Source organism: Streptomyces lucensis JCM 4490 (assembly GCF_014650035.1).
Taxonomy (GTDB): domain Bacteria; phylum Actinomycetota; class Actinomycetes; order Streptomycetales; family Streptomycetaceae; genus Streptomyces; species Streptomyces lucensis.
The window spans coordinates 199,358-220,851 of the sequence record NZ_BMUE01000002.1 but is presented as its reverse complement, the minus strand read 5'-3'; the positions used below and the strand labels follow the sequence as shown (position 1 = coordinate 220,851).

Genomic DNA, 21,494 nt, shown 5'->3' with positions numbered 1-21,494 from the left:
CATGCGCTCGCACCTGCTCAATGGCCTCACCGCGGAGCACTACCGCCGCTCCGTGACCGAAGGAGTCGAGCGGGTGGCGGCCAAACTCGCCACCACCGACCGTCCGTTCACCGGCGTCACCGTCGACGCCCTCGCACCCCGCATCGACGCGATCGACCTCGACCGGCCGCTCGGCGACACCGCGGCGGTCCTGGACGAACTGGAGGACGTCTACCTCCGGGACGCGGTCTACTTCCACCATCCCCGCTACCTCGCCCACCTCAACTGCCCGGTCGTCATCCCGGCGGTGCTCGGGGAGGCCGTGCTCGCCGCCGTCAACTCCTCGCTCGACACCTGGGACCAGTCGGCCGGCGGCACCCTCATCGAGCGCAGGCTCATCGACTGGACGGCCGCCCGCATCGGCCTCGGCCCGGCCGCCGACGGCGTGTTCACCTCGGGCGGCACCCAGTCCAACCTCCAGGCGCTGCTCCTCGCGCGGGAGGAGGCCAAGAGCGACAACCTCGCGAAACTGCGGATCTTCGCCTCCGAGGCCGGCCACTTCAGCGTCAGGAAGTCGGCGAAACTGCTGGGGCTCGGCCCGGACGCCGTCGTCACCGTCCCCGTCGACCACGACAAGCGCATGCAGACCGTCGCACTCGCCCACGAGCTGGAGCGCTGCGAGCGCGACGGGCTGATCCCCATGGCCGTCGTCGCCACCGCCGGCACCACCGACTTCGGCTCCATCGACCCGCTCCCGGAGATCGCCGGACTGTGCGCCCAGTACGGCGTGTGGATGCACGTGGACGCGGCCTACGGCTGCGGACTGCTCGCCTCGCTGAGGAACCGGGACCGCATCGACGGCATCGAGCGCGCCGACTCCGTCACCGTCGACTACCACAAGTCGTTCTTCCAGCCGGTGAGTTCCTCCGCCGTGCTGGTCCGGGACGCGGCCACCCTGCGGCACGCCACCTATCACGCGGAGTACCTCAACCCGCGCCGCATGGTGGCGGAGCGCATCCCCAACCAGGTCGACAAGTCCCTGCAGACCACCCGCCGCTTCGACGCCCTCAAGCTGTGGCTGACCCTGCGGACGATGGGTGCCGACGGCGTCGGGCGGCTCTTCGACGAGGTCTGCGACCTGGCGCGGGAGGGCTGGCGGCTGCTGGCGGCCGACCCGCGCTACGACGTCGTCGTCGAGCCGGCGCTCTCCACCCTCGTCTTCCGCTACATCCCGGCGGCCGTCACCGACCCCGCCGAGATCGACCGCGCCAACCTGCACGCCCGCAAAGCCCTGTTCGCCTCCGGTAACGCCGTCGTCGCGGGCACCAAGGTCGGCGGCCGCCACTACCTGAAGTTCACCCTGCTCAACCCCGAGACCACGACGGCCGACCTCGCGACCGTCCTCGACCTCATCGCCGGCCACGCCGAGCAGTACCTGGGAGAGTCCCTTGACCGCGCGTCCTGAAGCCGCCCACCGCATCCACGACTTCGTGGGAATCGGGCTCGGCCCCTTCAACCTCGGCCTGGCCTGCCTCACCGAGCCGATCGCCGGACTGGACGGCGTCTTCCTGGAGTCCAAGCCCGGCTTCGAGTGGCACGCGGGCATGTTCCTGGACGGCGCCCACCTGCAGACCCCGTTCATGTCGGACCTGGTCACGCTGGCCGACCCGACCTCGCCGTACTCCTTCCTCAACTACCTGAAGGAGAAGGGCAGACTGTACTCGTTCTACATCCGCGAGAACTTCTACCCGCTGCGCGTCGAGTACGACGACTACTGCCGCTGGGCGGCCGGCAAGCTCGGCAGCGTCCGCTTCGGCACGACGGTCACCGAGGTGACGTACGAGGACGAGCTCTACGTCGTCCGCACCCGGGACGGCGACCTCTACCGGGCCCGGCACCTCGTCCTGGGCACCGGGACGGTCCCCTACGTCCCCCCGGCATGCCAGGGGCTGGGCGGGGACTTCCTGCACACCTCCCAGTACATGCACCGCAAGGAGGAGCTGCGGGCGAAGGAGTCCGTCACGATCGTCGGCAGCGGCCAGAGCGCGGCCGAGATCTACTACGAGCTGCTCTCCGAGATCGACGTCCACGGCTACCGGCTGAACTGGGTCACCCGCTCCCCGCGGTTCTTCCCGCTGGAGTACACCAAGCTGACGCTGGAGATGACCTCCCCGGACTACATCGACTACTTCCGCGCGCTGCCCGAGGAGACCCGCTACCGGCTGGAGAAGCAGCAGAAGGGCCTGTTCAAGGGCATCAACTCGGACCTGATCGACTCCATCTTCGACCTGCTCTACCAGAAGAACGCCGTCAGCGGCGACCGCCCGGTCCCCACCCGCCTGCTCACCAACTCCACGCTGAACACGGCGGCGTACGAGGACGGCGCGTACACGCTCGGCTTCCGGCAGGACGAGCAGGGCAAGGACTTCGAGATCCGCACGGAGGGCCTGGTGCTGGCCACCGGCTACCACTACGAGCCGCCGGCCTTCCTCGACCCGATCCGCGACCGCCTCCGCTTCGACGGGCACGGCCGCTTCGACGTCGCCCGCAACTACGCCATCGACGTCACCGGCCGCGGCGTCTTCCTGCAGAACGCCGGGGTCCACACCCACAGCGTCACCAGTCCGGACCTGGGCATGGGCGCCTACCGCAACAGCAGCATCGTCCGGGAACTGCTCGGCACGGAGTACTACCCGGTCGAGAAGACCATCGCGTTCCAGGAGTTCAGCGTATGACCTTCACCATCCGCCCCCTCGACCCCCTGAACGACGCCGAGCTGCTGCTGGGCTGGGTCACCCACCCGAAGGCGGCGTTCTGGATGATGCAGGACGCGAAACTCCAGGACGTCGAGCGCGCCTACATGGAGATCGCGGCCGACGAGTACCATCACGCCTTCCTCGGACTGCACGACGGCGAGCCGGCCTTCCTCATGGAGACGTACGACCCGGCCCGCCGAGAGCTGGTCGGCCTGTACGAGCCGCGCCCGGGGGACGTCGGCATGCACTTCCTGGTCGCACCCACCGACACCCCCGTGCACGGCTTCACCCGGGCCGTCATCACCGCCGTGATGACGCACCTCTTCGAGGACCCGGCGACCCGGCGGGTCGTCGTCGAGCCGGACGTGCGCAACACGGCCGTGCACCGCCTGAACGAGGCCGTCGGGTTCGTGGCCGAGCGGGAGATACGCAAGCCGGAGAAGCGCGCCCTGCTGAGCTTCTGCACGCGCGAGCGGTTCACCGCGGCGGTGGCCGCATGAGCCTCGCCGACGCCGTCGCCCACCTGTCCCCCGGGCGCTGGGCGACCGCCAACCGTCTGCTGATACGCAAGGCGCTCGCCGAGTTCGCGCACGAGCGCCTCATCACGCCCGAAACCGAGGGCGACGGGTACGTCGTGCGCACCGACGACGGCCTCACCTCCTACCGGTTCCGCGCGGTCCGCCGGGCCCTCGACCACTGGGAGATCGACACCGGATCGATCACCAGGCACCGCGACGGCACGGAACTGCCCCTGGAGGCGCTGGACTTCGTCATCGAGCTGAGGGACTCGCTGGGGCTCTCCGACGAGATACTGCCGGTCTACCTGGAGGAGATCTCCTCCACCCTCTCCGGCACCTGCTACAAGCTCACCAAGCCCGAGGTGACCTCCGCCGAGCTGGCCCGCGGCGGCTTCCAGGACATCGAGACAGGGATGACCGAGGGACACCCCTGCTTCGTCGCGAACAACGGACGGCTCGGGTTCGGCGTCCACGAGTACCTGGCGTACGCCCCGGAGACCGCGAGCCCGGTCCGGCTGGTGTGGCTGGCCGCGCACCGCTCACGGGCCGCGTTCACCGCCGGGGCCGGCATCGAGTACGAGGACTTCATCCGGCAGGAGCTGGGCGGGAAGACCGTCGAGCGGTTCCACCGGGAGCTGACCGGCCGGGGCCTCGACCCCGCCGACTACCTGCTCGTCCCCGTCCACCCCTGGCAGTGGTGGAACAAGCTCACCGTCACCTTCGCCGCCGAGGTGGCCCGGGGCCATCTCGTCTGCCTCGGCGAGGGCGACGACGAGTACCTGGCCCAGCAGTCCATCCGGACCTTCTTCAACACCGGCGACCCGCGCAAGCACTACGTGAAGACGGCCCTGTCCGTCCTCAACATGGGCTTCATGCGCGGGCTCTCGGCCGCCTACATGGAGGCGACCCCGGCCATCAACGACTGGCTGGCCCAGCTGATCGAGAACGACCCGGTGCTCAGGTCGGCCGGCCTGACGATCATCCGGGAGCGCGCGGCCGTCGGCTACCGGCACCTGGAGTACGAGAAGGCCACCGACCGCCACTCGCCGTACCGCAAGATGCTGGCCGCGCTGTGGCGGGAGAGCCCCGTGCCCTCGCTGCGGGACGGCGAGTCCCTCGCGACCATGGCGTCCCTGCTGCACGTGGACCACGAGGGCGCCACCTTCGCGGGCGCCCTGATCGCGCGCTCGGGCCTGCCCCCGGCCGAGTGGCTGCGGCGGTACCTGCGGGCCTACTACACCCCGCTCCTGCACAGCTTCTACGCCTACGACCTGGCCTTCATGCCGCACGGCGAGAACGTGATCCTGGTGCTGGAGGACGGGGTGGTGCGGCGGGCGGTCTACAAGGACATCGCCGAGGAGATCGTGGTGATGGACCCCGACGCCGTCCTGCCGCCCCCGGTGCGGCGCGTCCGCGTCGACGTCCCGGACGACCAGAAGCTGCTGTCGATCTTCACCGACGTCTTCGACTGCTTCTTCCGCTTCCTCTCCGCCCGCCTCGCCGCCGAGGGCGTCCTGGCGGAGGACGACTTCTGGCGCACCGTCGCCGAGGTCACCCGCGAGTACCAGGGGGCGCACCCCGAGCTCGCCGACCGGTTCCGCCGGTACGACATCTTCGCCCCCCGGTTCGCCCTGTCCTGCCTCAACCGGCTCCAGCTGCGCGACAACCGCCAGATGGTGGACCTCGCCGACCCGTCCGGCGCGCTGCAGCTGGTGGGGGACCTGGAGAACCCCATAGCGGGCCGCTGACGGCCCACCGGTGCGCACGGGCACCCCGCGGTACGGTCCCGCGGGGTGCCCGTGGCGCGTCCGGGCGGCCGTTCAGCGCTTCGGCCAGGGGACCTGCGGGGAGCGGTAGTAGTGGATGCCGAGGGCGTCCCAGCGCGGGGCCTGGGCGGCCAGCCGTGCCTTGTAGGCGTTCCAGTCGTGGCGGGATGCCGGCGACCAGCCCAGTTCGGCCGCGCCCGCCAGACGCGGGAACGCCATGTACTCGATGTCGGCGGACGTCTTCAGGGTCTCCGACCACAGGGGTGCCTCGACGCCCCTGACCGCCGAGGCGGGGGCGCCGGCGAGGTAGGCGCCCGGGTCCCAGTCGTAGGCCCGCTTCACCTCCACCAGGCCCGCCCAGGTGAGGCCCAGTTTCGTGTTCTTCGTGTACTTCATGTCGAGGTAGACCCGGTCGGCCGGGGACAGGATCAGCCCGGTGCCCTTCCGGGCGGCCTCGGCGACCCGGGCCTTCTCCGCCGCGCTGGTGCCGTCCAGGCCCCAGTACTGCGCCAGGGCGCCCTTGGCGGGGTGCGCGCCGGTGAGCTGGTGCCAGCCGATGACCGTCTTGCCGTACTTGGCGGCGACCGGCTGGACCCGGTCCATGAACGTGACGTAGTCGGCGTGGCTCGTGGAGTGCGCCTCGTCGCCGCCGATGTGGAGGTAGCGGCCGGGGGTGAGGGCGGCCAGCTCCCGGATCACGTCGTCCACGAAGTCGTAGGTGACCTTCTTGGGCACGCACAGCGAGCTGAAGCCGACGTGGGTGCCGGTGTACAGCGGGGGCGCCACGCCGTCGCAGTTGAGCCGGGCGTAGGAGGCCAGGGCGGCGTTGGTGTGGCCCGGCATGTCGATCTCGGGGACGACTTCCAGGTAGCGGGAGGCCGCGTACCGCACGATCTCCCGGTAGTCGGCCTTGGTGAAGTACCCGCCCCTGCCGCCGCCCACCTGGGTGGAACCGCCGTAGCCGGCCAGGCGCGGCCACGAGTCGACGGCGATGCGCCAGCCCTGGTCGTCGCTGAGGTGCAGGTGCAGCTCGTTGACCTTGTACAGGGCCAGCTGGTCGATATAGCGCTTCACCTGGGCGACGGTGAAGAAGTGCCGGGAGACGTCGAGCATGGCGCCGCGGTAGGCGTAGCGCGGGCGGTCCTCGACGGTGCCGCCGGCGACCGACCAGGGGCCGGGCTGGACGGTCCTCCTCTCGACGCCCGCCGGGAGCAGCTGACGGAGCGTCTGGACGCCGTGGAAGAGGCCGGCGGGAGTGCTCGCGGTGATGGTGACGCCGTCCGCGCCGCTGTGCAGCCGGTAGCCCTCGGCCCCGAGATCGCCGGGGGCCAGGCTGAGCCGGATGCCGCCGGCGCCGTGGTCGGTGACCGGCAGCGGATAGCCGGTGGAGGGCCGCAGGATGCCGGCGAGGTACGCGCCGATCCGGCGGACCTCGGCGGAGCCCTCGACCCGGACGCCGGTGGCGCGGGTGATGCGGTACGGGGTTCCGCCGGGCTTGACGGAGGTGGGTGCCGGAACCACCCGGTCGAGCGGGGTCGGTGTCGCGGCGGGCGCGGCGGGGGCCGCCGGGGCCGTGCCGACGGCGCACACGCCGGCCGCCGCCACGAGCAGAAGTGATCCGAGGATGCGGGCCGTTCGGGGAGTCGTGCTGTGGTTCCGTCTCACCTGCGCTCCCTTCAGATGTGGTCGAGACCACCATCCCGCAGATCCGGTGAAACAATCCCCGCATGGCGGAAATCATCCAGAAGGGCGGCACCTGGGTCTTCGACGGCGACGCCCTGCGGCTGACGCCCGGCCGGGACAGGAACGTCAGCCCGCTCCGTCGTGAGCTGGGGGAACTCGGCGTGCCTCTGGGTGCGTTGGCCGGGGTCGCGGCGGCGGTCCAGGCCCGGCTGCCGCACCCCTCGGCCACGGCCCGTGACGCCTCCCCCTCCGCCTCCCTCGGGACCGCCGCCCCTCCCGAGGCGCCGCAGCTCCGGGAGGAACCGGCCGGGGAGGACCACGACGCCCTGCTGCGACGACTGCGCGAACTGGGCGAGCCGCACCGTGCGGGGGTGCTGACGGACGAGGAGTTCACGCTGGCCAAGCAGGCGGTCCTCAAACGCATGTGAGGTCCGCCCGCGGTGACGTGCACCACACCCTCGGTGCGGCGTGCGCACAGCGCCCCACAGGAGACCCGCCTGGAGCCTGCCCGGAAACGGGCACGATTCTTGCGAAACTCACGGCCATACTCCAGGATCTACCGGGTGCACGACGAACTCCTTGATCACCTGACGCGTTCCACGCCCCTGAGCCGGGGCGAGGCGCTGCGGGTGGTGCAGGACGTGCTCGCCTTCTTCGACGAGACGACGCAGGAGTTCGTCCGCCGCCGCCACCGCGAGCTGCAGGCCCAGGGCCTGGTGAACGCGGAGATCTTCGAACGGATCGAGGCGGACCTGAAATACCGGGCGGTGGCGCCGCCGGAGCTGACGCTCAGGCAGCTGCGCCGCATGGTCTACGGCTGACGACAGCCGACGGACCGAGCGACAGCCAAGGGATACGTCTATATATGTGCGGAATCGTCGGATACATCGGGAAGCGTGACGTCGCGCCCCTCCTGCTGGAGGGTCTGCAGCGGCTGGAGTACCGCGGCTACGACTCCGCGGGCATCGTGGTCACCTCCCCGAAGACGCCCGGCCTGAAGATGGTCAAGGCCAAGGGCCGGGTGCGCGACCTGGAGGCCAAGGTCCCGGCGCGTTTCAAGGGCACCACCGGCATCGCCCACACCCGCTGGGCCACCCACGGCGCCCCCTCCGACGTGAACGCCCACCCCCACATGTCGGCCGACAGCAAGGTCGCCGTCGTGCACAACGGCATCATCGACAACGCCGCCGACCTGCGCCGCAAGCTGGAGGCGGACGGCGTCGAGTTCCTCTCCGACACCGACACCGAGGTCCTCACCCACCTCATCGCCCGCTCCCCGGCCGAGAAGCTGGAGGACAAGGTCCGCGAGACCCTGCGGGTGGTCGAGGGCACGTACGGCATCGCGGTGATGCACGCCGACTTCAACGACCGCATCGTGGTGGCGCGCAACGGCTCCCCGGTGGTCCTCGGCATCGGCGAGAAGGAGATGTTCGTCGCGTCCGACATCGCCGCGCTGGTCGCCCACACCCGGCAGATAGTCACGCTGGACGACGGCGAGATGGCCACCCTCAAGGCCGACGACTTCCGCACGTACACCACCGAGGGCACCCGCACGAGCGCCGAGCCGACCACCGTGGAGTGGGAGGCGGCCTCGTACGACATGGGCGGCCACGACACGTACATGCACAAGGAGATCCACGAGCAGGCCGACGCCGTGGACCGTGTGCTGCGCGGCCGCATCGACGAGCGCTTCTCCACCGTGCACCTCGGCGGCCTCAACCTGGACGCCCGCGAGGCGCGCCGGATCCGCCGCGTGAAGATCCTCGGCTGCGGCACCTCGTACCACGCGGGCATGATCGGCGCCCAGATGATCGAGGAGCTGGCCCGCATCCCCGCCGACGCCGAGCCCGCCTCCGAGTTCCGCTACCGCAACGCGGTCGTGGACCCCGACACCCTGTACGTCGCCGTCTCCCAGTCCGGTGAGACCTACGACGTCCTCGCCGCCGTGCAGGAGCTCAAGCGCAAGGGCGCCCGCGTCCTCGGCGTGGTCAACGTGGTCGGCTCGGCGATCGCCCGCGAGGCGGACGGCGGCATCTACGTGCACGCGGGCCCCGAGGTCTGCGTGGTGTCGACCAAGTGCTTCACCAACACCACGGTCGCCTTCGCCCTCCTCGCCCTGCACCTCGGCCGCACCCGTGACCTCTCCGTCCGGGACGGCAAGCGGATCATCGAGGGCCTGCGCAGGCTGCCGGAGCAGATCACCGAGATCCTCAAGCAGGAGGAGGAGATCAAGCAGCTCGCGGAGAGCTACGCCGACGCCCGCTCGATGCTCTTCATCGGCCGCGTCCGGGGCTACCCGGTGGCCCGCGAGGCCTCCCTGAAGCTCAAGGAGGTCTCCTACATCCACGCCGAGGCCTACCCCGCCTCCGAGCTGAAGCACGGTCCGCTGGCCCTGATCGAGCCGGCCCTGCCGACGGTCGCGATCGTGCCCGACGACGACCTGCTGGAGAAGAACCGCGCGGCCCTGGAGGAGATCAAGGCCCGCAGCGGCAAGATCCTCGCCGTGGCCCACCAGCACCAGGAGAAGGCCGACCAGACGGTCATCGTCCCCAAGAACGAGGACGAGCTGGACCCGATCCTGATGGGCATCCCGCTCCAGCTCCTGGCGTACCACACGGCCAAGGCCCTGGGCCGGGACATCGACAAGCCGCGCAACCTGGCCAAGTCGGTGACGGTGGAGTAGCGGCTCCCCCGGCCCGACGGCGCGAAGAACGGACCCCCATGTGTGCCACCTGTCACATGGGGGTCCTTTCCGTGCCGCTGTGGGATCAGCCTGACCTCCACCCTGAGCCGGCGGCCGTCACCCCCCGGCCCGCGGCACGCCTCGGTGCGATGACCGGTGTATGCCCTTCACGCCAGGACGCGAACACCTCTACGCGCGAGTAGTTCCGCGCTGCACAAAGGGAGTTGACGGGCCGTCAGGAGCTACGGGACGACGATCACGGGACGCTGCGCCCGCTTGGCCAGCCGCCCGGCCACGGAGCCGAAGATCCGCCCCACGATGCCGTGGGTCGAGCCGACCACGATCGCATCGGCCTCGTACTCCCGCCCCACCTCTTCGAGTTCGTGGCAGATGTCCCCGCCCCGCTCGACCAGGATCCACGGCACCTCGGCCAGATAGTCCGCGCAGGCCAGTTCGAGTCCCAGCACCTCGGTGCGGTGGTCCGGCACGTCGACGAAGACGGGCGGCTCGCAACCCGCCCACACCGTGGTGGGCAGCCGGTTCGCGACGTGGACGATGATCAGGCCGGAGTGGGAGCGGTGGGCCATGCCGATCGCGTAGGCCAGGGCGCGCTCACTGGAGGTCGAGCCGTCGAAGCCGACGACGACTCCGTGCCGGAAGGCGGGATCGCACGCCCGGCGTGGCTCTTCCGCCGCCAGGGGATCGGCCGCCGTGGGATCGGCGACCGGCCGCTTGCGGTCCGCGGGTTCGGAGAATTCGTGACCGGCCATGACTGTCTCGGCGTTGTGATCCTTCATCGGGTGGGTGAGAGCGCGCTGCGGAGCGGTGTCCGGGAAACGTCTTCCCCACCCCTTACCCCCAAGGGTACGGCGGCAAGCCTCCCTCGCCCGAATCTCGCGCACGCTCCGTGAGCGCTACCCCGACTTCCGTGGGGGTTCACCGGAGCATGCACGAGCCGCGCCCGTAACGCAATGGTTGCTGCCCCGTACAGCGGTTTGCACGGGATTCACAGATGCGCGGCCGGTGACCGCCGCGTCGAACGCGCGTTGAACCGGGGTGAGCCACCGCCACAGGGAGTACGAGATGTCCGGACCCCGACCGACCTCCGACCCGCGCGCCGCGCCGGACACGGTGAGCGATGTGATCCGCTGGGCGGCCTTCAGCTGCGTCCTCGTCCCCGTGGTCCTGGTCTGGTACGGCACCTCGCTGGCCGGCGCGACGGGGGCCGCGCTGGGCCTGGCGGCCGTCACGGCGGTGTGCCGGGTGCTGCTGCGCCGCTCGGAGCGGTGCGCCGCGCGTTGCGCCAAGCAAAGAGGCGGACGTCACACCCGGGGGCAGACACCGGTCGACTGACCGGTTTCCATACCCTCGAACGCATCTTTTCAGCCAACTTCCGGGTACCGGCCAGGAGGGCCCCCGACCACCCCCGAACCCCCGTTCCACCTGCACGGAAAGGGTCTGTGAGCCGTCGCGCACCCTACGCGGTTTGGCCACCGGGACAAGGCGCACTTCCCTGCACGGCCCGCGAGTGCAACGCTTCGTGATCGAATGCTTCACGCCAAGTTGTCATGTCGACAATGTGCCGCTGTGGAACTGGTCACCGTAAGACCGCGGTAGCCAGTAGATTCGATCTTGACTGTCTTTATGGCGGGGGACTCGTGCAGGACCGAGGGGAAACGTGCAGGAGCGACACAACCGAGGAGCCGCGACCACCGAGGGGGGCTTAGCAGGATGAGCCACGACTCCACCGCCGCGCCGGAAGCCGTGGCCCGGAAACTGTCCGGGCGACGCCGCAAGGAGATCGTCGCGGTGCTGCTGTTCAGCGGCGGCCCCATCTTCGAGAGTTCCATACCGCTGTCGGTGTTCGGGATCGACCGCCAGGACGCCGGCGTGCCGCGCTACCGACTGCTGGTGTGCGGCGGCGAGGAGGGCCCGCTGCGGACCACGGGGGGCCTGGAACTCACCGCGCCACATGGGCTGGAGGCGATCTCACGCGCAGGGACGGTCGTCGTGCCGGCCTGGCGCTCGATCACCTCACCGCCACCGGAGGAAGCGCTCGACGCACTGCGCCGGGCGCATGAGGAGGGTGCCCGCATCGTCGGGCTGTGCACGGGCGCGTTCGTGCTCGCGGCGGCCGGACTGCTGGACGGACGCCCGGCGACCACCCACTGGATGTACGCGCCGACGCTGGCCAAGCGCTATCCGTCGGTGCACGTCGACCCGCGGGAGCTGTTCGTCGACGACGGCGACGTGCTGACGAGCGCCGGTACGGCCGCGGGCATCGACCTGTGCCTGCACATCGTGCGGACGGACCACGGCAGCGAGGCGGCCGGCGCGCTCGCCCGGCGCCTCGTGGTCCCGCCGCGCCGCAGCGGCGGTCAGGAGCGCTACCTCGACAGGTCTTTACCCGAGGAGATCGGCGCCGACCCGCTCGCCGAGGTCGTCGCCTGGGCGCTGGAACACCTCCACGAGCAGTTCGACGTGGAGACCCTGGCGGCACGCGCCTACATGAGCCGCCGCACGTTCGACCGCCGGTTCCGCTCGCTGACCGGCAGCGCTCCGCTGCAGTGGCTCATCACACAGCGGGTACTGCAGGCGCAGCGGCTGCTGGAGACGTCGGACTACTCCGTGGACGAGGTGGCGGGACGGTGCGGTTTCCGTTCACCCGTGGCGCTGCGCGGGCACTTCCGCCGCCAGCTCGGCTCGTCCCCTGCCGCCTACCGGGCCGCCTACCGGGCCCGCCGGCCGCAGAGCGACAGGCAGAGTGACCCGGAGACGTCGATGTCCATGCCCGGCCAGCAGGGCCCGCCCATGGGTCTGCACGGCCCGGGACCGGTGGGCCACCTGCCGCCGGTGCTGCATCCGGACAGCGGGGTGCCGATGCAGAGCCGCCGCACGGCGGCCGGCGCGGTGAGCCTGCTGCCGGGACCGCGCAGCGGCGGCTGAGCGAGGAGCCCGAGGGGGCGGAGTCCGGCTCCGCCCCCTTTGCCGTGTCCGGGCACCGACAGGTCGCCGCAGGGTCGGTCCAGCTCAGCGCGGCTCGCCGTAAGGTGAGACACATGAACGATCGCATGGTGTGGATCGACTGCGAGATGACCGGCCTCTCGCTGTCCGACGACGCTCTCATCGAGGTGGCCGCCCTCGTCACCGACTCCGAGCTGAACGTGCTCGGCGAGGGGGTGGACATCGTCATCCGTCCGCCGGCGCGGGCGCTGGAGACGATGCCGGAGGTGGTGCGCGCGATGCACACCGCGTCCGGGCTGCTGGAGGAGCTGGCCGGCGGCACCACGCTGGCCGACGCCGAGGAGCAGGTCCTCACCTACGTGCGTGAGCACGTCAAGGAACCCGGCAAGGCGCCGCTGTGCGGCAACTCCGTCGGCACCGACCGCGGCTTCCTGCTGCGGGACATGCCGACCCTGGAGGACTACCTGCACTACCGGATCGTCGACGTCTCCTCGGTCAAGGAGCTGGCCCGCCGCTGGTACCCCCGGGCGTACTTCAACAGCCCGGAGAAGAACGGCAACCACCGGGCCCTCGCCGACATCCGCGAGTCGATCGCCGAGCTGCGCTACTACCGCGAGGCGATCTTCGTCCCGCAGCCCGGGCCGGACTCCGACACCGCCAGGGCGATCGCCGCGCGGCACGTCCTGCCCGCGCAGTAGAGCGCGCGGGGCGCGCTCGCGGGCACGCGGGAAAACCTGTGCGCGAGCACCCCTTGGGACCCTGTAGACTTCTTCTCGGCCGGTCGGGGAGAGCACTCCTCGGACTACCGGTCATGGTGGGTGTAGCTCAGCTGGTAGAGCACCTGGTTGTGGTCCAGGATGCCGCGGGTTCGAGTCCCGTCACTCACCCTGAGTGATCAGCCGGTGACTCCGTCGCAAGACGGGTCACCGGCTGATCGCGTTCACGGCGAACTGCTCGCCTGCCGGGCCCTCTTGCGCCGGTCCTCGTCTTCCGGCTCTTCCACTTCCACTGGGCTCTTCCTCTCCCTTCGGGTCCTCTCCTCCCGGCCGGGCGGAGCAGGCGCCGGGCGCCGCGTGCCGCCCGGCGCCCGGTCCCGCATCTCGACCTCGCCACCCGGTCCCGCCGATTCCGGCCTCCCCGCCTGACCGTGTCGCGGCCCCGGCGCCCTCGTTACGACGACGCGCGCGTCACCAGCTCGGTCGGCAGGACCGCCTGCCGTCGCTCCAGGCCGCGGGATGCCGCGGGACGGCGGTCGGCGACCTCCGCCAGGAGCAGGTCGATCATCGCGCGGCCCATCTCCTCGATCGGCTGGCGGACGCTGGTGAGCGGCGGGTCCATGTGGCGGGCGATGGCCGAGTCGTCGTAACCGACCAGGGCCACGTCCTCCGGGATGCGGCGGCCCTGCTCGCGCAGCACCTGGCGGGCGCCGGCCGCCATCACGTCCGAACCGGCGAAGACCGCGTCCAGGTCGGCGTGGCGGCCCAGCAGCGTCGTCATCGCGCGGCGGCCGCCCTCCTCCGTGAAGTCCCCCTGTTCGATGAGGAGTTCGTCCGGCTCGTGACCGGCGTCGCGCAGGGCGTCGCGGTAGCCGTCGACCCGGCGCTGGGCGCCGTAGACGTCCAGGCGGCCGGTGATGTGCGCGATCCGGCGCCGGCCCCGGGACAGCAGGTGCTCCACCGCGGAGCGGCCGCCGCCGTAGTTGTCCGAGTCCACCGAGGTGAGGGTCTCGCCGGCCGAGCGCGGGCCGCTGATCACCGCCGGGATCTCCAGTTGGGCGAGCAGGTCGGGCAGCGGGTCGTCGGCGTGGACGGAGACCAGCAGGACGCCGTCCACCCGGTGGGCGGCCAGGTACTGCGCGAGGCGCTGCCGCTCGCGGTCGCTGCCCGCGAAGATCAGCAGCAGCTGCATCTCCGTCTCGGCGAGTCCGGCGCCGACGCCGCGCAGCATGTCCGAGAAGTACGGCTCGGCGAAGAACCGGGTCTCCGGCTCCGGAACGACGAGCGCGATGGCGTCGGTGCGGTTGGCCGCGAGGGCGCGGGCCGCGGTGTTGGGCACGTAGCCGAGTTCGGCCACCGCGGCCTCGACCGCGGCGCGGGTGGCGTCGCTGACCCGGGGCGAGCCGTTGATCACTCGCGACACCGTGCCCCGCCCCACCCCGGCCCGGGCGGCGACCTCCTCGAGCGTGGGCCGCCCCCCGCTCCGGCCCCGCCCTCCATGGCTTGCCATGGGCTCCGCCTCTCTCGACCGATTCTGGTGCTGGCCTGGAATGTAACAGCCCGGTCCGACACGGTGACCGGTCCGGGGGCCGCCACCCCGACCCCGCGCGGGCCGCCGTCAGGGCCCCGTCCCCCGTGTGCCGGCCGGGCCCGTCCACCCCCCTTGACCTCCCCGAACCGGACGGCCATGGTCCACTTAACGTCCCGATAACTGAACGCTCTTGCCCTTGTCCGCTCCCTTGACACCCCGCGCCGAACCGGCGACCCTTCAACACATCACTTGTGGGAGCGCTCCCACAGTACCTGGCACATACACATCCCGCACGTTCCCCGCCCGAGCCGCAGCGAGTACGAACGGGCCCAATTCCATGCAGTTGGCCGGGGGGTCGGCACGTCAGGCAACAGGAGGACGTAATGCGCACGAGCATCCGCGGGTCCCGCAGACTGGGGGCCGTCGTGGCCATCGCCGCGCTGACCACAGGGCTGCTGGCCGGCTGCTCCAAGGACTCGGACGACGGCTCGTCCGACGCGGACGGCGGCAGCGGCGGCGGCAAGGGCAGCCTCACTCTGACCATCGGCACCTTCGGCGTCTTCGGCTACAAGCAGGCCGGCCTCTACGACGAGTACATGAAGCTCCACCCCGACATCAACATCAAGGAGAACGTCACCACCCGTACCGACGTCTACTGGCCGAAGGTGCTCACCCGCCTCCAGGCCGGCTCCGGCACCGACGACATCCAGGCCATCGAGGTCGGCAACATCACCGAGGCCGTCCAGACCCAGGCCGACAAGTTCGTCGACCTCGGCAAGGAGGTCGACAAGTCGCAGTGGCTGGACTGGAAGCTCGCGCAGGCCACCACCAAGGACGGCAAGACCATCGGGCTCGGCACCGACGTCGGCCCCATGGCGATCTGCTACCGCAAGGACCTGTTCAAGAAGGCCGGCCTGGAGACGGACCGCGCCAAGCTCGCCGCCTCCTGGAAGGGCGACTGGGCCAAGTACGTCGACCTCGGCAAGAAGTACATGAAGAAGGCGCCCGGCGGCACCAAGTTCGTGGACTCCGCGTCGTCCGTCTACAACGCGGCCCTCGGCGGCGCCGACACCCGGTACTACGACGAGGACGGCAACGTCGTCTGGGACAAGTCCGACGGCGTGAAGACGGCCTGGGACGCCGCCATGACGGTCGCCACCACCGACATGTCGGCGAAGCTCAAGCAGTTCGACAAGCCTTGGGACCAGGGCTTCGCCAAGGGCTCCTTCGCGTCCGTGGCCTGCCCGGCATGGATGATCGGCTACATCGAGCAGAAGTCCGGTGACGCCGGCAAGGGCAACTGGGACGTGGCGGCGGCGCCCACCGCGGCCAACTGGGGCGGCTCGTTCATCGGTGTGCCGACGGCGGGCAAGCACCAGAAGGAGGCCATCGCGCTGGCGAAGTGGCTGACCGCTCCGGAGCAGCAGGCCAAGGTCTTCGCCAAGCAGGCCAGCTTCCCCTCCACCCCGTCGGCCTACGCGGGCCTGAAGCCGGCCGCCGACACCACGGCGTACTTCTCGGACGCGCCGATCACGCAGATCTTCTCCGACTCCGCGAGGACCATCCCGACGCAGTACTTCGGCATCAAGGACCAGCCGATCAACACCGCGCTCACCGACGTCGGCATCCTCCAGGTCGAGCAGAAGGGCAAGTCCCCCGAGCAGGGCTGGGACGCCGCCAAGAACGAGATCAAGGACGTGCTCGGCCAGTGAGCAGCTCCAAGCAGGCTCTCGCGCATCCCGCGTCGAGCGCCGAGGCCGCGCCCGGCACCCCGCCGGGCGCGGCCCGGGGCGCTCACGGTCGCGGTAATCCGGCGGGCCCCGACTCCTGGCGCAGCCGGCTGTACCGCTGGGACATGAAGGCGTCGCCGTACGCCTTCGTCACCCCCTTCTTCGTCCTCTTCGGGGCCTTCTCCCTGATACCGCTGCTCTACACGGCCTGGTACTCGCTGCACGACGTGCAGCTGTCCTCCCTCGACCACCAGACCTGGGCGGGCCTGGACAACTACAAGAACCTGTTGTCGTCGGACTTCTTCTGGAACGCCCTGGAGAACACGTTCACCATCGGCCTCATCTCGACCGTGCCGCAGCTGCTGGCCGCGCTGGGGCTCGCGCACCTGCTGAACTACAAGCTGCGCGGTTCCACCATGTGGCGTGTGGTGATGCTGACCCCGTACGCCACCTCGGTGGCGGCCGCGACCCTGGTGTTCACGCTGCTGTACTCGTGGGACGGCGGCATGGTCAACTGGTTCCTGCACTTCTTCGGGGTCGACCCGGTCAACTGGCGTGAGTCGGACTGGGGTTCCCAGTTCGCCGTCTCGACCATCGTCATCTGGCGGTGGACCGGCTACAACGCGCTGATCTACCTGGCCGCGATGCAGGCGATCCCGGCCGACCTGTACGAGTCGGCGGCGCTCGACGGCGCCAACCGCTGGCAGCAGTTCCGGCACGTGACGATCCCCCAGTTGCGGCCGACGATCCTGTTCACGATCGTCGTCTCCACCATCGGCGCGACCCAGCTCTTCGGTGAGCCCCTGTTGTTCGGCGGGGTCAGCGGGTCCAAGGGCGGCTCCGAGCACCAGTACCAGACGCTCGGTCTCTACATGTACGACCAGGGCTGGATCATCGGCAACCTCGGCAAGGCGTCCGCGATCGCCTGGTCGATGTTCCTGGTACTGCTGCTCGTCGCCGCGGTCAATCTGCTGCTCACCCGACGGTTGAGGAAGTCCCAATGACCACCACTGAACTGACGGCACCCCCGGGGGTGCGCAAGGAGGAGCGGCGGCGGCGCGGCCGGACGGGCGCCGGCCGGCAGATGCACGCGGGCCCGGTGACCTACGTCGTGCTGACCGTCTTCGCCCTCGTCTCGCTGGCCCCGCTGGTGTGGACGGCGATCGCGGCCTCGCGCACCGACGGCCGCCTCGCCCAGAGCCCGCCGCCGCTGTGGTTCGGCGGCAACCTGTTCAAGAACCTGGAGTCGGCCTGGGACGAGGCCGGCCTCGGCACCGCGATGGTCAACTCGGTGGTCGTGGCGGGCACGATCACCGTCAGCACGGTGCTGTTCTCGACGCTGGCCGGTTTCGCCTTCGCCAAGCTGCGGTTCCGGTTCTCCAACCTGCTGCTGCTGCTGACCATCGGCACGATGATGATCCCGCCGCAGCTGGCCGTCGTGCCGCTGTACCTGTGGATGTCGGACCTGGGCTGGTCCAACCAGCTGCAGACGGTGATCCTGCCGAGCCTGGTGACCGCCTTCGGCACGTTCTTCATGCGGCAGTACCTGGTGCAGGCGCTGCCCACGGAGCTGATCGAGGCGGCCCGGGTGGACGGCGCGAGCAGCCTGCGGATCGTGTGGCACGTCGTCTTCCCGGCCGCGCGGCCGGCGATGGCGGTGCTCGGTCTGCTGACGTTCGTGTTCGCCTGGAACGACTTCCTGTGGCCGATCATCGCCCTGAACCAGCAGAACCCGACCGTGCAGGTGGCCCTGAACTCGCTCGGTACCGGCTACGTCCCGGACCAAGCGGTGATCATGGCGGGCGCGCTGCTCGGCACGCTGCCGCTGCTGGTCGCCTTCCTGCTGTTCGGCAAGCAGATCGTCGGCGGGATCATGCAGGGCGCCATCAAGGGCTGACGCCCCTCGCCCCGGGGGCGGGCCCGCGATCCGGGCCGGCGCCCCCGCCCTCCAGGGGCCGGGCCATCGCCGTCCCGGCCCCGGTCCGCCTCACGCGGCTCGACCCGACCGCCTGTCCAACGGTCTCCTACGACCCTTTATGGGAGCGCTTCCATGCCTGACTCCGTTTCCCCCGTGACCTTTCCGCCCTCCTTCCTCTGGGGCGCCGCGACCTCCGCGTACCAGATCGAGGGGGCGGTGCGGGAGGACGGCCGCACCCCCTCGATCTGGGACACCTTCAGCCATACGCCGGGAAAGACGGCGGGCGGCGAGAACGGTGACGTCGCGGTCGACCACTACCACCGCTACCGCGACGACGTGGCGCTGATGGCGGAGCTGGGCCTGAACGCCTACCGCTTCTCCGTCTCCTGGTCCCGGGTGCAGCCCACGGGCCGGGGCCCCGCGGTCCAGCGGGGCCTGGACTTCTACCGCCGCCTGGTGGACGAGCTGCTGGGACGCGGCATCAAGCCGGCCGTCACCCTGTACCACTGGGACCTGCCGCAGGAGCTGGAGGACGCGGGCGGCTGGCCGGAGCGGGACACCGCGCTCCGCTTCGCCGAGTACGCGGCGCTCGTCGGCGAGGCGCTGGGCGACCGGGTGGAGCACTGGATCACCCTCAACGAGCCGTGGTGCAGCGCCTTCCTGGGGTACGGCTCCGGGGTGCACGCCCCCGGCCGCACCGACCCGGCGGCCTCCCTGCGCGCGGCCCACCACCTCAACCTGGCGCACGGCCTGGGCACGACCGCGCTGCGCTCGGTGATGCCGGCCCGCAACCAGATCGCCGTCAGCCTCAACTCCTCGGTCGTGCGGTCCCTCACCCAGGACCCCGCCGACCTGGCGGCGGCCCGCCGGATCGACGACCTGGCCAACGGCGTCTTCCACGGCCCGATGCTGCACGGCGCCTATCCGGAGACGCTGCTCGCCTCGACCGCCTCGGTCACCGACTGGTCGTACGTCCTCGACGGGGACGTCCGCACGATCAACGCGCCGCTGGACGCGCTGGGCCTGAACTACTACACCCCGGCGCTGGTCTCGGCGGCCCCCGGCCGGATCAAGGGCCCCCGGGCGGACGGCCACGGCGCCAGCGACCACTCCCCCTGGCCGGCCGCCGACGACGTGCTGTTCCACCAGACGCCGGGCGAGCGCACGGAGATGGGCTGGACGATCGACCCGACCGGCCTGTACGACCTGATCATGCGCTACTCGCGCGAGGCGCCCGGCCTGCCGCTGTACATCACCGAGAACGGTGCGGCCTACGACGACAAGCCCGACCCCGACGGCCGGGTGCACGACCCGGAGCGCATCGCCTACCTGCACGGCCACCTGGCGGCCGTGCGCCGCGCCCTCACCGACGGCGCCGACGTCCGCGGCTACTACCTGTGGTCGCTGATGGACAACTTCGAGTGGGCGTACGGCTACGGCAAGCGGTTCGGCGCGGTGTACGTCGACTACGCGACGCTGGAGCGCACCCCCAAGTCCAGTGCGCGGTGGTACGGCGAGGTGGCGCGCACGGGCACGCTGCCGGCGGTGGAGCAGCCGGCCGCCTGACGGACCGGAGCGCGGCCTGCCGTGGGGGGCGGGCCGCGCTCTCGCGTGCCGCTGTCAGCCGAAGACGGCCGTCAGCCGAAGACGGTGGTCAGCCGAAGACGGTGGTCAGCCGAAGACGGTGGTCACTCGAAGGTGCCGAACGCCTTGGAGAAGGCGAACCTGTCCTGGGCGATGGAGCTGCACGTGGCGTCGGCGGTGGGCTTGGTGCCGCCGGCGCAGCTCTTGTCGCGGGTAGCGGACCACATGGAGAGCCAGCCGAGGCCCTTGGACTTGGCGAAGTTCACCAGCTGGGTGGCGTCGTCGACCTTGAAGACCTCGGAGGAGACGTCGTTGACGCCGATCATCGGAGTGACGGCGACCGTCTTCCAGGCGGCGGAGTCGGACAGCCCCAGCACGCTCTTGACCTGGGCCTGCGTTGCGGTCGCGGCCTGCTCGGCGTAGGTGCCCATGTCACCGCTGTACGCCGGTCCGTAGTCCATCGCCATGATGTTGACGGTGTTGATCCGGACGCCGTTGGACTTGGCGTCGGCCAGCAGGTTCACGCCGTCCTGGGTCAGGCCCTCGGGCATCACCGGCAGGGTGAAGGAGACGTCCAGGTTCGGGTGCTTGGCCTGCAGCTTGGCGATGGCCTGGGCGCGGCGGGTGTTGGCCGCGGTGTTGGGCAGCGCGCCGCCCTCGACGTCGAAGTCGACCTTGGTCAGCTTGAAGGCGTCGACGGCCTTGCCGTAGGCGGCGGCCAGGGCGTCCGCCGAGGAGCAGGTGGTGGCCAGTTCGGAGCCGGACGCGCCGCCGAAGGAGACCCGGACGTCACCGCCCTTGGCCCGCAGGGAACCGATCTGGGCGGCCACGCCGTCGGCGGTCAGGTCGGTGACGCCGCCCCACTTGGGGGTGCAGCCGCCGCCGTCGGTGACGAAGGCGAGGTTGTAGTTCTTCACGCCGGTCGCGTCGGCGGCGGCCACGAGGTCGAACGCCGGGTAGAGGGAGGTGTCGACGTAGGGCGCGAAGCCGGCGGAGGCGGTGCTGCCGGTACCGGTGCTCTGCGAGGGGGTCGGGCTCGCGCTCCCGGTGGGGGTGGCGCTCTGGCTCGGCGTCGCGGTGGGGGCCGGGGACTGGGGCTGGGTCGGGCGGCCGCTCGGCTCGGGGGTGGCGCCGTCGTCGGCGGAACACCGGGCGTTGTCGATGCGGCAGCCCGTCGGCTCACCCTTGCCGTTGACCACGAAGCCGACGGTGACGGACTTGCCGACGGCCAGGCCGTCCGTGTCCCACTTCGCGGGCTTCACGGTGACGTGGCGGCCGCTGACGCTCGACTCGCCGTTCCACAGGGAGGAGAGCGTGGCGCCCGTCGGGAGGTCGAACTCCAGCGTCCAGGTCTTCTCGGTCTGGCCGCTGTTGTTGGTGACGACGTACTGGGCGCTGTAGCCGGTCGACCAGTCGCTGGTCCGCGTGTACGCCGCGTTCACGCCGGCCGCGTTGGCGGTGCCGGTGAGCAGGACCGCGCCGCCACCGGCCACGGCCGCGGCCACCAGGCCGCCTATCGCCTTGTTCCTGCCACTGATCCTGCGCCGGTGCGTGCTCATGCGCGTGCCTGCCTTCGCTGTTCACGGGGAGTCACAGGGATTTGCCGGCCCTGTGCGATGCGGCAGCACGCTAGCGATCCGGAATCGGACAAACTGCCTGTCGGGGA

At 70.7% G+C, this 21,494-nt stretch carries 18 protein-coding genes and 1 tRNA gene; 15 read left to right on the top strand and 4 right to left on the bottom strand.

Annotated elements, in window-relative coordinates; all coding sequences use genetic code 11:
* Position 1 precedes the first annotated feature (1 nt).
* From desA to IE177_RS05170, 4 genes are read left to right on the top strand one after another with little or no spacing between them, the layout of a single operon-like run.
* Positions 2–1,444: a lysine decarboxylase DesA gene (gene desA / locus IE177_RS05185; protein ID WP_190013543.1), complete on the top strand. Its 1,443-nt coding sequence runs from the start codon at positions 2–4 to the stop codon at positions 1,442–1,444.
* Positions 1,428–2,714, top strand: a complete 1,287-nt coding sequence (locus tag IE177_RS05180; RefSeq protein ID WP_190013542.1) for a lysine N(6)-hydroxylase/L-ornithine N(5)-oxygenase family protein — start codon at positions 1,428–1,430, stop codon at positions 2,712–2,714. Before desA ends, IE177_RS05180 begins: the two co-directional genes overlap by 17 nt.
* Positions 2,711–3,235, top strand: a complete 525-nt coding sequence (locus IE177_RS05175; RefSeq protein ID WP_190013541.1) for a GNAT family N-acetyltransferase — start codon at positions 2,711–2,713, stop codon at positions 3,233–3,235. Before IE177_RS05180 ends, IE177_RS05175 begins: the two co-directional genes overlap by 4 nt.
* The gene (locus IE177_RS05170) at positions 3,232–5,001 is read left to right on the top strand and encodes an IucA/IucC family protein (RefSeq protein ID WP_190013540.1); all 1,770 of its coding nucleotides are present in this window, start codon (positions 3,232–3,234) and stop codon (positions 4,999–5,001) included. The genes IE177_RS05175 and IE177_RS05170 overlap by 4 nt, the downstream gene beginning before the upstream one ends.
* Positions 5,002–5,073: 72 nt before the next feature.
* On the opposite strand, the gene IE177_RS05165 is transcribed toward IE177_RS05170, so the two are convergent.
* Positions 5,074–6,684, bottom strand: coding sequence for a beta-N-acetylhexosaminidase (locus IE177_RS05165; protein WP_190013539.1), 1,611 nt, complete (start codon positions 6,682–6,684; stop codon positions 5,074–5,076).
* Between the two features lie 62 nt (positions 6,685–6,746).
* Between IE177_RS05165 and IE177_RS05160 the strand changes: the two genes are divergently transcribed.
* The 3 genes from IE177_RS05160 (at position 6,747) to glmS (ending at position 9,385) form a co-directional block, all read left to right on the top strand.
* Positions 6,747–7,130 (top strand): DUF4429 domain-containing protein, encoded by a 384-nt coding sequence (locus IE177_RS05160; RefSeq protein WP_190013538.1) that lies wholly within the window; start codon positions 6,747–6,749, stop codon positions 7,128–7,130.
* A 135-nt stretch (positions 7,131–7,265) separates the two neighbouring features.
* Positions 7,266–7,523 (top strand): hypothetical protein, encoded by a 258-nt coding sequence (locus IE177_RS05155; protein WP_190013537.1) that lies wholly within the window; start codon positions 7,266–7,268, stop codon positions 7,521–7,523.
* A gap of 44 nt (positions 7,524–7,567) precedes the next feature.
* Entirely contained in the window at positions 7,568–9,385 is a 1,818-nt protein-coding gene (glmS, locus tag IE177_RS05150) for a glutamine--fructose-6-phosphate transaminase (isomerizing) (RefSeq protein WP_190013536.1), read from the top strand.
* A 242-nt stretch (positions 9,386–9,627) separates the two neighbouring features.
* Here the strand turns inward: glmS and IE177_RS05145 are convergent, their stop codons facing one another.
* Positions 9,628–10,155, bottom strand: a complete 528-nt coding sequence (locus tag IE177_RS05145) for a universal stress protein (protein ID WP_190013535.1) — start codon at positions 10,153–10,155, stop codon at positions 9,628–9,630.
* Between the two features lie 313 nt (positions 10,156–10,468).
* Between IE177_RS05145 and IE177_RS05140 the strand changes: the two genes are divergently transcribed.
* The 4 genes from IE177_RS05140 to IE177_RS05125 all read left to right on the top strand — a co-directional run bounded on the left by IE177_RS05140 (position 10,469) and on the right by IE177_RS05125 (position 13,236).
* A complete protein-coding gene (locus IE177_RS05140) occupies positions 10,469–10,738 on the top strand; it encodes a hypothetical protein (protein WP_190013534.1) in 270 nt (89 codons plus the stop codon).
* Positions 10,739–11,116: 378 nt separating this feature from the next.
* Positions 11,117–12,331 (top strand): helix-turn-helix domain-containing protein, encoded by a 1,215-nt coding sequence (locus IE177_RS05135; protein WP_190013533.1) that lies wholly within the window; start codon positions 11,117–11,119, stop codon positions 12,329–12,331.
* Positions 12,332–12,444: 113 nt separating this feature from the next.
* The gene (gene orn / locus IE177_RS05130) at positions 12,445–13,047 is read left to right on the top strand and encodes an oligoribonuclease (RefSeq protein WP_190013532.1); all 603 of its coding nucleotides are present in this window, start codon (positions 12,445–12,447) and stop codon (positions 13,045–13,047) included.
* A 116-nt stretch (positions 13,048–13,163) separates the two neighbouring features.
* Positions 13,164–13,236: transfer RNA gene (locus IE177_RS05125), tRNA-His, on the top strand.
* A 283-nt stretch (positions 13,237–13,519) separates the two neighbouring features.
* On the opposite strand, the gene IE177_RS05120 is transcribed toward IE177_RS05125, so the two are convergent.
* Positions 13,520–14,575 carry a LacI family DNA-binding transcriptional regulator gene (locus tag IE177_RS05120; protein WP_190013531.1) on the bottom strand — a complete coding sequence of 352 codons (1,056 nt, stop codon included), beginning with the start codon at positions 14,573–14,575 and terminating at the stop codon, positions 13,520–13,522.
* A gap of 404 nt (positions 14,576–14,979) precedes the next feature.
* Between IE177_RS05120 and IE177_RS05115 the strand changes: the two genes are divergently transcribed.
* The 4 genes from IE177_RS05115 to IE177_RS05100 all read left to right on the top strand — a co-directional run bounded on the left by IE177_RS05115 (position 14,980) and on the right by IE177_RS05100 (position 19,810).
* Positions 14,980–16,308, top strand: coding sequence for an ABC transporter substrate-binding protein (locus IE177_RS05115; protein ID WP_190013530.1), 1,329 nt, complete (start codon positions 14,980–14,982; stop codon positions 16,306–16,308).
* Positions 16,305–17,330, top strand: a complete 1,026-nt coding sequence (locus IE177_RS05110) for a carbohydrate ABC transporter permease (RefSeq protein WP_190013529.1) — start codon at positions 16,305–16,307, stop codon at positions 17,328–17,330. The genes IE177_RS05115 and IE177_RS05110 overlap by 4 nt, the downstream gene beginning before the upstream one ends.
* Complete coding sequence (locus IE177_RS05105) at positions 17,327–18,223, top strand: carbohydrate ABC transporter permease (protein ID WP_190013528.1); 897 nt, start codon at positions 17,327–17,329, stop codon at positions 18,221–18,223. Before IE177_RS05110 ends, IE177_RS05105 begins: the two co-directional genes overlap by 4 nt.
* Positions 18,224–18,376: 153 nt before the next feature.
* Positions 18,377–19,810: a GH1 family beta-glucosidase gene (locus IE177_RS05100; protein ID WP_190013527.1), complete on the top strand. Its 1,434-nt coding sequence runs from the start codon at positions 18,377–18,379 to the stop codon at positions 19,808–19,810.
* Between the two features lie 122 nt (positions 19,811–19,932).
* Here the strand turns inward: IE177_RS05100 and IE177_RS05095 are convergent, their stop codons facing one another.
* Entirely contained in the window at positions 19,933–21,387 is a 1,455-nt protein-coding gene (locus IE177_RS05095) for a glycoside hydrolase family 18 protein (RefSeq protein WP_190013526.1), read from the bottom strand.
* Positions 21,388–21,494: the final 107 nt, after the last annotated feature.

Coding starts and splice junctions, on each gene's coding strand:
- desA (WP_190013543.1), top strand. CDS start 2: ATGCGCTCGCACCTGCTCAATGGCCTCACCGCGGAGCACTACCGCCGC.
- IE177_RS05175 (WP_190013541.1), top strand. CDS start 2,711: ATGACCTTCACCATCCGCCCCCTCGACCCCCTGAACGACGCCGAGCTG.
- IE177_RS05170 (WP_190013540.1), top strand. CDS start 3,232: ATGAGCCTCGCCGACGCCGTCGCCCACCTGTCCCCCGGGCGCTGGGCG.
- IE177_RS05160 (WP_190013538.1), top strand. CDS start 6,747: ATGGCGGAAATCATCCAGAAGGGCGGCACCTGGGTCTTCGACGGCGAC.
- glmS (WP_190013536.1), top strand. CDS start 7,568: ATGTGCGGAATCGTCGGATACATCGGGAAGCGTGACGTCGCGCCCCTC.
- IE177_RS05145 (WP_190013535.1), bottom strand. CDS start 10,155: ATGGCCGGTCACGAATTCTCCGAACCCGCGGACCGCAAGCGGCCGGTC.
- IE177_RS05140 (WP_190013534.1), top strand. CDS start 10,469: ATGTCCGGACCCCGACCGACCTCCGACCCGCGCGCCGCGCCGGACACG.
- IE177_RS05135 (WP_190013533.1), top strand. CDS start 11,117: ATGAGCCACGACTCCACCGCCGCGCCGGAAGCCGTGGCCCGGAAACTG.
- orn (WP_190013532.1), top strand. CDS start 12,445: ATGAACGATCGCATGGTGTGGATCGACTGCGAGATGACCGGCCTCTCG.
- IE177_RS05120 (WP_190013531.1), bottom strand. CDS start 14,575: ATGGCAAGCCATGGAGGGCGGGGCCGGAGCGGGGGGCGGCCCACGCTC.
- IE177_RS05115 (WP_190013530.1), top strand. CDS start 14,980: ATGCGCACGAGCATCCGCGGGTCCCGCAGACTGGGGGCCGTCGTGGCC.
- IE177_RS05105 (WP_190013528.1), top strand. CDS start 17,327: ATGACCACCACTGAACTGACGGCACCCCCGGGGGTGCGCAAGGAGGAG.
- IE177_RS05100 (WP_190013527.1), top strand. CDS start 18,377: ATGCCTGACTCCGTTTCCCCCGTGACCTTTCCGCCCTCCTTCCTCTGG.
- IE177_RS05095 (WP_190013526.1), bottom strand. CDS start 21,387: ATGAGCACGCACCGGCGCAGGATCAGTGGCAGGAACAAGGCGATAGGC.